At 61.8% G+C, this 13,412-nt stretch carries 9 protein-coding genes; 5 read left to right on the top strand and 4 right to left on the bottom strand.

Annotated elements, in window-relative coordinates:
- From OZ411_RS31515 to OZ411_RS31500, 4 genes are all read right to left on the bottom strand, one after another.
- On the bottom strand, window positions 1-5,155 hold a 5,155-nt coding region (locus tag OZ411_RS31515; RefSeq protein ID WP_282531080.1), incomplete at its 3' end, for a DUF4082 domain-containing protein.
- Window positions 5,156-5,332: 177 nt separating this feature from the next.
- Entirely contained in the window at window positions 5,333-6,331 is a 999-nt protein-coding gene (locus OZ411_RS31510) for an SIS domain-containing protein (protein WP_282531079.1), read from the bottom strand.
- 11 nt (window positions 6,332-6,342) lie between these two features.
- The gene (locus OZ411_RS31505; protein ID WP_130579736.1) at window positions 6,343-7,299 is read right to left on the bottom strand and encodes an N-acetylmuramic acid 6-phosphate etherase; all 957 of its coding nucleotides are present in this window, start codon (window positions 7,297-7,299) and stop codon (window positions 6,343-6,345) included.
- A gap of 19 nt (window positions 7,300-7,318) precedes the next feature.
- The gene (locus tag OZ411_RS31500) at window positions 7,319-8,242 is read right to left on the bottom strand and encodes a BadF/BadG/BcrA/BcrD ATPase family protein (RefSeq protein WP_130579737.1); all 924 of its coding nucleotides are present in this window, start codon (window positions 8,240-8,242) and stop codon (window positions 7,319-7,321) included.
- 116 nt (window positions 8,243-8,358) lie between these two features.
- Between OZ411_RS31500 and nagA the strand changes: the two genes are divergently transcribed.
- From nagA to OZ411_RS31475, 5 genes are all read left to right on the top strand, one after another.
- Window positions 8,359-9,543 (top strand): N-acetylglucosamine-6-phosphate deacetylase, encoded by a 1,185-nt coding sequence (gene nagA / locus OZ411_RS31495; RefSeq protein ID WP_282531078.1) that lies wholly within the window; start codon window positions 8,359-8,361, stop codon window positions 9,541-9,543.
- Entirely contained in the window at window positions 9,544-10,746 is a 1,203-nt protein-coding gene (locus tag OZ411_RS31490) for an aspartate kinase (RefSeq protein ID WP_282531077.1), read from the top strand. It begins immediately after the preceding gene.
- Between the two features lie 329 nt (window positions 10,747-11,075).
- Entirely contained in the window at window positions 11,076-11,756 is a 681-nt protein-coding gene (locus OZ411_RS31485; protein ID WP_282531076.1) for an STN domain-containing protein, read from the top strand.
- A complete protein-coding gene (locus OZ411_RS31480) occupies window positions 11,749-12,321 on the top strand; it encodes an RNA polymerase sigma factor (RefSeq protein WP_282531075.1) in 573 nt (190 codons plus the stop codon). The genes OZ411_RS31485 and OZ411_RS31480 overlap by 8 nt, the downstream gene beginning before the upstream one ends.
- A 119-nt stretch (window positions 12,322-12,440) precedes the next feature.
- Window positions 12,441-13,412, top strand: a complete 972-nt coding sequence (locus tag OZ411_RS31475; protein WP_282531074.1) for a FecR domain-containing protein — start codon at window positions 12,441-12,443, stop codon at window positions 13,410-13,412.

Genomic DNA, 13,412 nt, shown 5'->3' with positions numbered 1-13,412 from the left:
CCGAAACCTGGACGCCGGCGGTGCCGACATTTGCCGATGTCGGCGTGCCGCTGAAAGTTCGTGTCGCCGCGCTGAACGTCAGCCATGCGGGAAGCGCCGCGCCGTTCGAGCCGGTTGCCGAATAGGTGAGAGCGCCGCCGTCGGGATCATTGAAGGTGCCGGCAGACAGCGTCAGCGAGAAGGCCGAGCCGGCAACCGCACTCTGGTTGGGGGTCTGGGTCACGAGCACCGGCGGCGTGTCGGTCGTCGAGCCAGGCGAGAACACCACGTCGGCGTAGTAGTTGGACGCGCTGAAGCTGCTGGTCGGGAAGATGCCGGCGGTGCTGGTGCCGCCATAGGAGTAAACCCCGTTGCCGCCGGACGAGGCGGAAGAGGGCGCCGTCAGCGCGCCGCTCGATACGGCGTTGGTGAAGAAATTGCTGGTGGCTGCATACGCGCCGTTTGTGTGATAGGACGCGACATAGGTGGTGTTGGCAGCGATCGAGACCGGCGTCGCCAAGGTCACGGTCTGCCAGCCGCTTGCGGTGGTGTTGGTGAAGGTGGCGCTGGCAAGCTTGGTGCCGGTCGAGGTCCACAGGTCGAGGAGATCGGAGCCGGTATCGCCGGGACTGCGGTAGAACTTGAGCGCGGTGATCTGGCCGGCAGTGGACGAGGTGAACTTCACCCCGACCTCGAGCGGCGAGCCATCATTCAAACTGGTCTGCGTCGGGATGTTCGATGCGGTGAACAGGCTCACCGTCGCGGACGTCGTGGTTACGGCGATATTAAAGGTCTCACTGGCAGAAAGGCCGGCAGGATCGGTGGCCGAAACCTGGACGCCGGCGGTGCCGACATTTGCCGATGTCGGCGTGCCGCTGAAAGTTCGTGTCGCCGCGTTGAACGTCAGCCATGAGGGAAGCGCCGCGCCGTTCGAGCCGGTTGCCGAATAGGTGAGAGCGCCGCCGTCGGGATCGTTGAAGGTGCCAGCCAGCGTCAGCGAGAAGGCGGAGCCGACGACCGCATTCTGGTTGGGGGTCTGGGTCACCAGCACCGGCGGCGTCTCGGTCGTCGAGCCAGTATCGTTAAGGACGACATCGACCCAGTAGTTGTCGCCGGAGACAGGGATATTAGTGGGGAAGATACTCCCTGAGGAATAGGCGTAAACGCCATTCAGACCATCAGCCGTTGCGGAAAGAGATCCGTTTGTCGGATTTTGGAGCGTGTCAAAATAGTAAGGCGTATCGGAGTATTGGCCATTGGTCATGTGGTACGAGGCGACGTAGGTCGTGCCTGCAACAATGTTCACAGGACTCGAAAAGTTCACCTGCTGCCAGCCACTGGCGGTCTCGTTGGTGGATGTGGCGGTCGCCAGCAGCGTGCCGCCGGCGCTCCAAAGGTCAACCAGATGGGCGCCGGTGTTCAGGGACCCCTTATAGAAGCGGATCCCGGTGATTTGGCCGTTGGTACTTGACGTGAACTTGAGGCCGACTTCCACGCCCTTTGGGTCACTTACATCAGCCGTAGCAGGCGTGGCGCTGGAGCCAAACAGGTTGAGGGACGTGGACGGTGAAACCGTGTACGACACGCCGGAACCCGGTGTCTCGAGATTTAGGCTGTCATCGACCGCTCGGGTTTCGATGCTGTACGACCCCTTGGCCGGCGCATTGAAAGTGTAGGTCCAATTGACAGTTTGCGTGCCAATTTGACCGCTCGTCACGTGCCACGTTTTTCCACCGTCGGTCGAAATCTGAACGCCGCCAATCACGCCGCCGACGTCAGTCGCGGTACCGCTTACGGTTACGGTTTGGCCTTCGATCACGGACGAGGATGACACGTTGGTGATCTTGGACGTTGGCGCGGTGTGATCGGTCGACTGGCTCGCGATCACCAGACTGGCCTGCAGCGTCTGGGGCTGGATGCCCATGTCCGCAAACACATTCACCATTGCCTGTTGGACGTTCGGGTCGGTGTTTGTCTGATTGCCGTCCGGCGAAGGGTCGTGCTGGTTTGACAGGCCCCATGACCAAAAGACGGTGCCGGCCCCGAACACCAGCGCGCCACTGGTGGGATCACGGTACTCGACTAGATTGTGGGTTGCGGTACCGCTTGTGTCGACGTTCCCGAACTCCGTGTTGAACGCCGAAGATTGCTGGAGTGTCGTCGAAGAGAGGTCGATCAGGCCGGCAGGCATGAAGCCGTTGTCAGGAGAGGAGTCCCATTCATATCCCAACAGGCCGCTTTCCAGCGAAGCTGTCTGGCCGGGTGCCGTGGCCGCGACGCTTGTATTGCGCCAGAAACGCAACTGGGTCATGCTGTAGGGAATCTTGATCGTCCCAAGGCTCCCGCTCTCATCAACCGAGAACACCGTTCCCGTCAGCGCATTGGACGGCATGGCGGCACCGCCCCAATTGGTGGGGGCCTCAAAGGTGCCCGTCCCCTGCCCGCTAGGGTTGATCAATTGCTCAAAGTGGCTGTCCTTGTAGGTGACCAGCGTGCGATTGGCTGTCTTGCTACTGTCTATGCTCGGTGTGAACTGGGTTTGCCAGAAGATCTCGTTGCCGCTGAGGAACACCAGGTTGACGCCCGCGTTCGCCGCGGCCTGAACATTCGCGACTTGGCTGTCGGTCCAATATTCGTCGTGTCCGGCATCCATGAACACCTTGTGGTTGAGCAGCAATGCGCCATTGGTTGCTGTATCCATGCCGGAGATGTAGCTTACATTGTAGCCGTTTTCTTCCAGCCAGTAGATTGCGGGATATTCGCCTGCAAACACAGTATCATCTGAATTCGCATACAGTCCTACTCCATCTCGGGTCATGATGGGGCGGTTGTAACTGACCGCGTAGGCCGCGCCACCCTGGGAAGGACCGTTGCCTCCATATAGGCTGGCGCCGCCCCAACCGTTGTAAGCCTGCCAGGTCTCATCAGACGTCTGAAAGACGATGTCGCTTGTGGAGTTGGGATCCTTGACGACGAACGGAATCTGGAAAACTTGAGTGCCTTGGACGACGTTGGCGACATAAACGCCTGATACGGCCGTGGTCGGAATGGACCATGAATCAGTGACGCTCCAATTGCCGGCGTCGACCTCCCCGGTCGCAGCATTCGTGATCGGTGACGGCTGGGCGATCGATGACGTGCCCTGATGCTGCAGGGTTGTGACGAGACGGGCGCCGTCTCCTCCGTAGTACCCCAGTCGATAGATCTGGATTTGATAGTTCGGGCTGCCCGTCAGATTGTCGATCTTGAACTGTACCGTGCTGCCGATATTGGTGCTGATTGCGGTCGTGAATCCCTCGAGCTTGGTCGAATCGGCACCGGGAGCAACCTGCCACACGCTCATCGGCGTGCCCGGTAACTCATTCTCCAGCACGATTGGATTCGTGCCAGACGGATCGGCGACAACAGTGCCGCCATGCCCGTCGCTATTCAGAGTCCAGTTCGGGTCCTTTCCAGCGAATAGCAAGGAGACCGTGGTAGAACCGTTGCTGAAGTTTACTGTGCTGGTGTTTGAGGTGATGTCGTACTGAACAGATGTCGACATCGACGATGTGAACGCAAGGTCCTTCAAATCGATGAACTGATTCGCCGAAAGCGGTGCTCCCGGCGACGAGCTTGCGATCAGACCGTGGAACTGCGCCGAATGATCGAGGACGATCTCACCGTTTCCTACATCGAAAGATACGGTTATTCCGGAAAACGATCCGTTTGTCAGTTGTCCGGAAACAGCACCTCCGATCTCGAGGACAGCCTGGTTTGAAACATCCAACGAACCGGTGCCACTGATATTGCCTTTGATGTCTACGTTGGAAATTTGATTTCCATTGAACGGGCCAGCCTGGATGATCCCGTTGTCGACTACGCTGCCTTCGACAGTGAATAGCGTGCCGGGATTGCACGACAAGGTTACGCCTGTACCGACGACCAGGCTATTTATGTCGACATTGCTCGTGCTCGTGACCGTATAAGCTCCTGTCGCATCCATCACCACCTTGTCGGCAAGCCCCGGGACACCGGCACCCCAGTTTGCCGCGACATTCCAGGATCCGCCGCCCGAATTGGTCCAGTGTGTGGTCGTGCTCGAAGGGCCGTTCGCCAACGTGGTGGCCAACAACGTTGGACCCATCATCAGCTCTCGATTCAGGAGGCTCGTCGTTATCGGCGCGGGGGAATTGAGCGTCGACGCTGACGTGGTCGTTGTCGTCAGCGGGTTAGGCAATGTCGTCTTCAGCAGATCGCTCGACGGCAGCGGCCTCAATGTAAGGCTGCCGGAATCCGGAGGAGTGCTCGAGCCGATACGATGGTGGCGTGTCTGGTCGGAGGGCGACGCATTCGTTCCGGTCGAACCAGTTGTGTCTGTTGTCGCCGACTGCGCCAGGATTGCGGGCGCCGCACCGACGATGTCGCTGGGCACAGGAACTGCCGCCTGATCGAAGACCTGACCGGCCAACCCGGCCGACGGGCCCGATGGCGCCGAGGAATCGGGTGGCAGGACGTCGTTGGGATCGACCGCAGCCGAAGCTTGCGTCGAGTTCAGGGACGAAAGACCTGTCTCCAGCAGCAGGGCAAGAGCGAGTGGCGCGACCGAGTTGCTGCCATCAGCGGTATCGGCCTCCGTTGGACTGGCAGTGGGCGTACCGGGACCGACAATCAGCAGAACTTCTCCCATGAATCCGTGGTCCGCGCTGCAATAGCGGAGCAGCGAAATCTGTCCGACCGCGTCGGCGGCCGGGCTGAACGTCAACCCGCATAGTTGTGAAGCAGTGATGATATGACCGCGGGCGACGGCGGTCGTTCCATCGGCCAAGAACACTGAACCGTTCGAGGGCAGCTCTGTGAGCGCAACAGGTGTGTCCCCGGTCAAGCCGGCAGGGAGGTCGGCAAGCAATGGGATCGGCAGCCGACCGCCGTCTTGGGGAACGTAAATCACCACCCCGTTCCAGGGCGACACGTCTCCGGACAGCAAGGGTGTCGGAGCGAAGCTCAATGCGGCGAGTTCCGCGGCTGTCAACGTGTCGCCAACAGTCACCCGCGTGAAGCGATCGGCTTTCAGGACAGCTCCGGCAGTCGGAAGGCCGGCCACCGTGACGGTCAGATCATGAAGGGTATAATTAGTTTCCGCGGACAGAAGCGGCTGCGCCTTCACAGATAAAGCGCTCGGTTTCTGCGTCAGCATGGCAATCACCCTCGAAAAACCGATTTAGTAATATCCGGAGTGACATAATGTCGCAGATTTAATTTATTTAATTTTAACGTCAATTAAATAATTAAAAATATTAATCACAAAAAAGGGATGGCGCTAAAAACACGTAAGATCCAAATGGAACGTCTTGGCGTTAAGGCCGGTCAGCCGTCAAAACGTCTCGGTGATCTTGCTCAGGCGAGGGGGACGATCCGGGTCAAATCCGCAGGCGCGCGCCGTCTGCTCGATCATCCGATAGGCTGGAACGAGCATGGTGATCGGGTCGGTGGCGGGGTCATCCTCGGCCAACCAGGGCAGCGAGCCATGCGGACCGCCGCATAGATGCAGCGCGATCTTTTGCTCGCGCAATTCTTCTGCCAGCGCGTCCACCGTGGCCGCCGTTTCATCCATGAGGCGCATCATGACAACCGGCGTGCGCGATGATAGCGCGGCCCGCGGTCCATGCTGCAGCTCGGCGGCGCTCAGACCAATGGAAGGCAGGCGCAGGATTTCCGAAAGTTTGAGCGCGATCTCCCGCGCCGAGCCTAGGCCGAGGCCCCGCGCCGCCACAAACACGGCTGACGCGTTGGCGAGATCATCGGCAATCCCGGACCAGTCGAGCACCAGCGCGCGGTGCAGGCGCCCGGGCAGCCTGTCGAGGGCTGACCGCAGCGCGTGATCTTCCGCCAGCTCGGCAACAAGTCCGGCGCTAGCGGCCATCGAGCCGATCACGGTCTTGGTCGCGGCTATGGAGTGCTCTCTGCCGGCTTCGATCGGAATGACGAACTCCGCTTCGTCAGCCACCGGCGACGACGTCGCATTGACGATGGCGACGGTGCGGGCGCCCGCTGATCGCGCCGACCTGGTCGCCGCAATAAGATCCGGGCTGCGCCCGGATTGCGAGATCACGATGAACAGCGCATGGCGCAGCATCAAGGGCGTGCGAAATGCCGTGATCACCGAAGGAGCGCTGGCTGAAACGGGAAGGCGAAGCCGCGTCTCGACAAGGTATCTTAAGAAAACCCCGGCATGCCCGGAGCTTCCCCGGCCGCACACGACGCACAGGGGGGCGGAGCCAATCCCAATTCGCTGTGCGATGTCGCGCGTGGCGGCGCGGTTACGAACAATTTTGGCGACAACATCCGCGCTTTCACCGATTTCGCTCGCCATCGCGGATGTTGTCACGGCTCAACCTCTCCGCCTTGCTTGCGCGCCGGCGCTTCCTTGTGATGCCGGTCAACATCCTTGACGAGATCCTTGGCGAGTTCGGCAAACACGCGCCGAAGATTGCCGTCACAGTTTTTCAGAATGGCCTCGGCATCAACCCTGTCGACACCCAACGCCAGAAGGCTTGCCGTCTTGATGTCTCCCTCGGCCTGCTCAAGCGAGCGTGCCGCGTGCGACGGATCACAGTGCGCGATTTGCGCCACCATGGCCTCGGCGCGCCGCTTCAGCTTGGCATTGGTCGGCTGCATGTTCACCATCATGCCGCGATACACCCGGCCAAGGCGCAGCATGATCCCTGAGGAGATCAGGTTGAGCACAACCTTCTGCGCGGTGCCCGCCTTCATCCGCGTAGAGCCGGCGATCAGCTCGCAGCCGGTCTCGATCAAGATCGGAAACTTTGCCGATGCCAGCAGTGCGGTGCCCGGATTGTTGGCGACACCGATTGTCACTGCACCGAAAGAGCCCGCCTGCTGCAGCGCCGCGACCGTGAATGGCGTTGTCCCGCTGGCGGCAACAGCGATCACCACGTCGTGCGGCGTGAGCCGCGCGGCATTGATCTGCGTGACCGCATCATCGACATCGTCCTCCGCGCCCTCGACGCTGGTGACGAACGCGCTGTCTCCGCCGGCGACGATGAAGCGGACACGCTCGTTAGGCCAGGCGAAGGTCGGCATCAGCTCGGCGCCGTCCTGGACCGCCACGCGGCCCGAGGTGCCGGCGCCGACATACACAATGCGTCCGCGATCGCCCAGCGCCGCTTTGGCCGCTTCGGTCGCCGCAGTGATCGCGGGAAGGGCATGGCCAATCGCCGCGACTGCCGCAAGCTGGCCCTCCCACATCGCTTCCATCGCTGACGTCAGCGACCATGCATCAAGATCGGCAAAGCGGGGATCTACTTCTTCGGTGGCCATATAGTTGATCCGTGCGCCATCAAACGCTGAACTTTGAAGCCTGTTCATGGTCAGTTTCTCTCCCGGGCAGGTCAAGCCGCCCTCGCGCCACCAGCAACGCGCCGGCCGCCGCGTCGGCGTCGGGACACCTCAGGCGGGCGCGCAGGTCAGGCGTCAGCCAGGGCGTAATGGCATCTGCGAGCCCGCCCACCAGCGAGAGCCGGTCAATTCCTCTCGCCAGGAACAGATCGAGCAGATCACCAATGGCATCGGCCGCGCGTTCGACAATGCGACGGCCGACCGGATCGCCCTGATTGGCGTGCCGTATCACGATCGGCGCGAACGCCGCGTAGTCTGTGGCCCTGGCTTCTTCAGACCAAGCCACGGCCTGATAAGGATCATGATCGAATGCACCCAGCACCTCTGAAAGCAATGGGGTCAGCTCGCTGCGGCGATCCGCGGCCCGCAGCGCCAATCGAACAACCTGCAGGCCGATGTCGGCGCCGCTGCCTTCGTCCGACACGGGAAAGCCGTAACCGCCGAGACGGATTTCGGAGCCGTCGATCAGGCCGACACCCACCGAGCCCGTGCCGGCTACCACGATGGCCCCGTCCGCGCCGCTATGGGCACCGAGACAGGCCGCCAGGCCGTCGCTGATGAAGATGACAGACGCAAAGGGATGCGCGATCTCGTTGAGCGCCGCTTCCGCGCCCCGGCGACCAAGACCGGCAAGGCCAATTCCAGCGTGCATCCGCGCGAAATCCTCGCGCGTCAGTCCAGCCTGTGCGCCTGCCGCTTCAGTGGCCTCCATAATGGACCGCCAGGCCTTCTCGAAGCCAATCCGCGTCGTGGCAGGCCCCGAGCTCGCTTCACCGAGTACCCTGCCGTTTTCGTCCTCGATCCGGGCACGGCAGCGGGTTCCGCCGCCGTCAATGCCGAGATACGTGGTACCTTTTGTTCCCATGGAAAGTTAACGCGAGGGTTTCGCTCCGGGTCCTCCCAAAGCCCTAGGTGTACATATAAAGTCTTGTACAGGACTCGCCTCACGAGTCCGTGACTGCCGTTCTCGGATCAATACTGATGGGCCACGTCGGGTCTTCCGTCTCTCTCACGATTGCCGCACAGCACATCTTTGATGGTGCAGAGATGCGCGGGCCGGGGTCGGTCAGGATCTCGCAGGGGCGGATTGAAAGCATCACCTTCGGCGAGGCGGAGGCACGCGCCTCCATCCACCTTCCCGCAGACGCGATCCTTGCACCCGGATTCATCGACATCCAGGTGAACGGAGGCGGGGGCGTTCTTCTCAACGACCAGCCAACGGAGGCTGGCGTTCGACGCATCGTTGAGGCGCACCGCAAGCAGGGGACCACGGGCTGCTTGCCGACCCTCATCACCGATCGCAGCGAGGTCATCGAGCGATTGGCTGCAGTCGCCCAGGCTTGTCTGAAGATTCCCGGCGTGCTCGGCTTTCATCTGGAAGGGCCGGCCCTCAACACGTCTCGCAAGGGCATTCATCCGGAAGCCGAGATACGCGTGCCCGATCGGCGCGATCTAGCTGCGATCAAGAGTTTTGGGGGCCGCGGCTGCTCCATTGTGACCTTGGCCCCGGAATGCGTGCCCGCGTCCATGATCGACGAATTGATCGGCGCCGGATTGCGTATCGCGGCCGGCCACAGCGACGCCACCGCGGCCGAAATCGGCCAGGCGGTCGATCGCGGTGTTTCGGGGGTGACCCATCTGTTCAATGCCATGTCGCAGTTGAACGCCCGGGAGCCGGGCTTGGTGGGCGCCGCGCTTTGGGATGACCGGCTGTTTGCGGGGATCATCTGCGACGGCATCCACGTTGACCGCGCTGGTTTGCGCGTTGCCTTCCGCTGCAAGGGACGCGATCGATTGATGCTGGTCACTGACGCCATGCCATTGGCTGATACGAACGACCGGCAATTCATGCTGCAGGGAAGGCAGATCACGTTGCACGACAATCGCCTGACTGGCCCCGATGGCACACTCGCGGGCGCTCACCTCACCATGATCGAGGCGGTGCGCAACGCTGTTGCGCTGCTCGGAATCTCCCTTGTCGATGCCCTCATCATGGCCTCTCGGACGCCAGCGGCATTTCTGGGCCTGGAGTCCGAGCTTGGACGGATCGCGCCCGGATACCGCGCGGACCTTGTCGCCTTCAATCCGAACTTTGAAGTCGTTGGCACATGGATCAGCGGTGTCGGTTCTATGGACGAGACGGGCGAGGCTTCTCACCGAGGTTAGATGCGCAACCATCCCATCATCGTGCAAAAATATGGCGGTGTCTGTCTCGAAACACCGACGAAAATTCGCGCGGTTGCGCGCAGTCTCGCCGAGCTGCATGGCCGTGGTCATCGTGTTGTGGCGATCGTCTCCGCCATGGGCAAGACCACTGACCAGTTGATCCAGATGGCTTATCAGGTGAGTCCTGCCCCCAATCGCCGTGAACTCGACATGTTGCTGACGACCGGTGAGCGCATCAGCATGTCCCTGATGAGCATGGCGCTTGCCGACCTCGGCGTATCAGCGATCAGCTTCACCGGCAGCCAGGCCGGCGTGATGACCGACGACTCGCATTCCTCTGCACGCATTCTGGATGTACGGCCCATTCGCGTGCGTGAGGAACTTGATCGTGGTCGCGTTGTGGTGCTGGCGGGATTTCAGGGCGTGAACCCGGCGACCAGGGAAATCACCACGCTCGGCCGGGGCGGCAGCGACACCACGGCTGTCGCGATGGCCGCGGCGCTGAAAGCCGAACGCTGTGAAATCATCAAAGAGGTCGACGGAATTTGTTCGGCCGATCCGCGCATCGTGCCGGATGCAAGGCCCCTGCGGCGCGTGGACTTCGCATCCCTGTCCGAAATGTGCTTCTGGGGTGCAAAGATCCTGCATTTTCGCAGCGTAGAGCTGGCGCAAAGTCAGGATGTGCCTCTGGTTCTCAAGCAGTGGGGTGGCGTTGAACACAGCACGCAAGTGATGAAAGAGGTTGCAGGCATGGAAAACGGAAAGGTTCTGGCCGTCAACTCGATGGCTCGCATTGAGCATGTGGAAATCGATTCCAACGATCTCAATCACGGTTTCGAGAAATTCGCGCAGCATCTCAAGCAAAACAGCCTGTCCTGGCCGCAGCTCCTCGCCTCGAGCTTCGCCGTGGGAAAAACCAGCATGACCGTGGCTTGTGATTCAGAGTGGCTCGACGCCCTATTGCGCACGCTGGAGCACGCTAAGGATCTGCGCAAGCAGCGCGAGGCGTCGAGCTCGGTGAGCCTCACCTGCTTCGGCGGCGTTTCGTCGGAATTGCCGTTCAGGGCGTTGCAGGTTCTCGGACATCACGGGATTGTCCCCGACAGTTATGTGTTGTCGCCGCATTCGGTCAGTCTGTTTGTCCCCGTGGAGAACCGGGAGGCCGCGGTTAGGGCGCTGCATTCGCTTGTCCAGCAAACATAAAGCCGAGCGCGAGCTAAGCGGTGAAGCGGTGGCCTGGGTCCGCCGTTTCCGCATCGAGCGTGACGTGATTTGGCAAGACATCGACGACGTAAATCGGACGACCACCTAAAGCCTGAAGCGGGCGGTGCTGCCGTTTGGCGGCTCGGTCACGAACAGCCGGACGCTCGCAAAACCATTGACATTATAATATGAGCATCGCAGCGACCCGTGTGTACCACGTCCGACATGGGATTGTGACACTGGCTGGCTAGGGTCCGCGACACGCGCTTATGAATTTGGGGGTACGTTTGACGATGAACAGGCCGGTTGTGAGGAACCGGTGGCGATATTTGCGCTGGGTCGTGATCTTCGGTACTGCAATCGCCTTCATCTCCGGCAGCCTCCGCGCGGCCGATCATCGCTTCGTGTTCGACCTCCCGGCGCAACAACTTGCATCCGCGCTGGAGACGTTCAGCGCCGTGACGGGAGTCGTCGTGCTTTATGACGGAAACTTGGCGGTGGGCCGCACCTCGGTCGAGGTGAAAGGCGAACTGTCCTCCGATGCGGCACTTCAACGGTTGCTGAAGGGTAGCGGGCTCGTCGCGCGATACACGGCTGACGAGGCGATCGTCATTGTGCCGGACGCTCCGGAACCAGCGATTGCGCGCTCACCCTCTGCTATCGCCAAGGCGGCGCTGGCGAACCGCGGCAGAGACGAGCAAAGCTATTTCAGCCTGCTGCAGGCTGGCATCGGCCGCGCGCTGTGCAGCACAGCGCAGACCAGACCGGGGGACTATCGCCTTGCCATGAAATTCTGGATCGGTCCGGCTGGCGAGGTGATGCATCCGGTTCTGCTCGGCTCGACGAACGACCCGGACCGGGATGCGGCGATCCTTGACGCGGTGGCAGCCGCCTCGATTGGCGAGCCGCCGCCGGCCGGGTTGGCGCAACCTTTTACATTTGTGATGCTGCCGCGCTCCTCCGGCATCGTTGAATGCGCCGCTGAGGAGAAAGGGCGGAGCCATGGATAAGCTCCGCGATCCCGCCGATGACAGCGGCGAGGCGAAAGAACCCGGCCGCGACGGTATCGGAGACGGCTCCGCCCTGCGGACCCTGTTCGTCAAGCGCTATGCCGATCTCACGCGCCGCCTTGCGCGGCGGCTGGGATCACAGGAATGGGCCGAAGACGCGCTGCACGATACTTATCTGCGGCTTGCGGGAGGCGAAAGCGTCGGAACGATCCGCAATCCGCTGGCCTATCTCTTCCGCATGGCCATCAACACGGCTCTGGACCAGCGTCGCGCCGAACAGCGACGCCTCACGAAGGCCGACATCGACGCCGTGATCAATGTCCCCGATGATGCGCCTGGACCCTTGCAAGTGGTCGAGAACCAACGGGAGATAGTCCGGCTGAGCGACATCATCGCCAAGCTTCCGGCGCGGCGGCGGGAGATACTGTTGGCGGCGCGTGTTGACGGAATGACACGCCGCGAGATCGCCGCGCGCTTCGGGATTTCCGTGAGCATGGTCGAACAGGAGCTGCGGGCGGCGCAGGAATATTGCGCCTCGCGCTTCAAACGGAAGACGCCCAAATGATGCGGGAGAGCAAAATTTGTTGTGCGGCTTTGCCGGTCGAAAAACGTCTTAGGGATGAACGTCAGCAGCCATGGAGATGGTTCGCCACGGGCCGGCATGGGCCTCGGGTGGAGTTATAGATGGTTCGTCCGGATAATGACGATGCGCTGGATCCGCTGGAACGTGAGGCCTATGCCTGGATCAGGCGTCTGACCTCCGGCGAGGCGACGTCCGCGGACGTGGAGGCGCTGAAGCACTGGCGAAGCCGGAGCGTCGCCCACGCGGAAGCCTTCGCATCCGCAAGCCGGCTGTGGGGCGCGCTGGGGCCGGCCGGCGAGCATCTGCGCCAAGGGCAAAGCGCCGGCAATGCCACCCGTCGTCCATCCGTGCTGACGCGGCGCCATATGATCGGCGGTGCGCTCGCGGCTTCCGTCGCCGGTGCCATGGTGATACGGCCGCCGTTCGGGATGTGGCCCTCCTGGTCAGAACTGCGCGCAGACTATCGCACCCAGGTTGGCGAGCAGCGCCGGATCACGGTGATGGACGGCGTATCGATCCGGATGAACACGCGCACCAGCATTGCCCTCGGCACGAGGGACGGTGGAGCCGGCATCGAACTGGTCGCCGGGGAGGCGTCGATCAGCGTTCCTGCGCCGGTAACACGACCGTTCGTCGTGGAGGCAGGCGGCGGCCGCGCGAGCACGCTCAATGCCAATTTCGAAATCCGCGTTCTCGACACTTTGACCTGCGTGACCTGCCTGCGTCAGCAGGTCGATGTCAGCTATGGACAGCGCACGGTGATGCTGCGCGATAGGCAGCAGGTTTCCTACGGCAACGGCGTGTTGGGCGCGGTCGCGGACATCGATCCGGAAGTTGTCTCGGCGTGGACCAACGGCGTGTTGCTGTTCCGCATGACTCCGCTGTCGGACGTGGTGGCCGAGTTGAACCGCTATCGCTCGGGACGCATCGTTCTCCTGAATGCGCAGCTCGGCAGCCGTCCCGTGAACGGCCGCTTCCGCATCGACCGGCCCGACGACGTGTTGACGCAGATCGAGCAGGCGTTCGGCGTTACCCGCAAGACGCTGCCCGGTGGCGTCGTGCTCCTGAGCTGA

The organism is Bradyrhizobium sp. Arg237L (assembly GCF_029990105.1).
Taxonomy (GTDB): Bacteria; Pseudomonadota; Alphaproteobacteria; order Rhizobiales; family Xanthobacteraceae; genus Bradyrhizobium.
The sequence above is the reverse complement of the archived record's forward strand: the minus strand, read 5'-3'. Positions and strand labels throughout refer to the sequence as shown.